The organism is Malikia spinosa, from assembly GCF_002980625.1.
Classification (GTDB): Bacteria; Pseudomonadota; Gammaproteobacteria; order Burkholderiales; family Burkholderiaceae_C; genus Malikia; species Malikia spinosa.
The window spans coordinates 1-530 of the sequence record NZ_PVLR01000075.1 but is presented as its reverse complement, the minus strand read 5'-3'; the positions used below and the strand labels follow the sequence as shown (position 1 = coordinate 530).

1 protein-coding gene is annotated in these 530 nt (G+C 68.1%); it reads left to right on the top strand.

The genetic code is table 11. The features are described from left to right. On the top strand, positions 1 to 530 hold a 530-nt coding region (locus C6P61_RS17075), incomplete at both ends, for a GDP-mannose 4,6-dehydratase (protein ID WP_146115091.1).

The following is a 530-nucleotide window of genomic DNA, read 5'->3' as shown; positions in this document are numbered from 1 at the left end:
TTGCTGCAGGACCTGCATCACTCCGATCCGCGCTGGGCGATCGCGGTGCTGCGCTACTTCAATCCGGTCGGCGCACACGAGAGCGGCCTGATCGGCGAAGACCCGAACGGGATTCCGAACAACCTGCTGCCCTATGTCAGCCAGGTCGCGGTCGGCAAGCTCAAGGAGCTCGCGATCTTCGGCGACGACTATCCGACGCCTGACGGCACCGGCCGGCGCGACTACATCCATGTGGTCGACCTGGCCGACGGTCACCTGAAGGCGCTGCAGGCGCTGGCGACCGGGAGCGGCCTAAGCACCTGGAACCTGGGCACCGGCATCGGCTACAGCGTGCTCGACATCGTGCGCGCCTTCGAGCAGGCCTCGGGACGGGCGGTGCCCTACCGTATCGCGCCACGCCGCTCGGGCGATCTGGCCGAATACTGGGCCGACGCAACCAAGGCGCAGCGCGAACTGGGCTGGCAAGCCACACGCGGCCTGGACCAGATGATGCTCGACACCTGGCGCTGGCAGAGCGGCAACCCGGACGG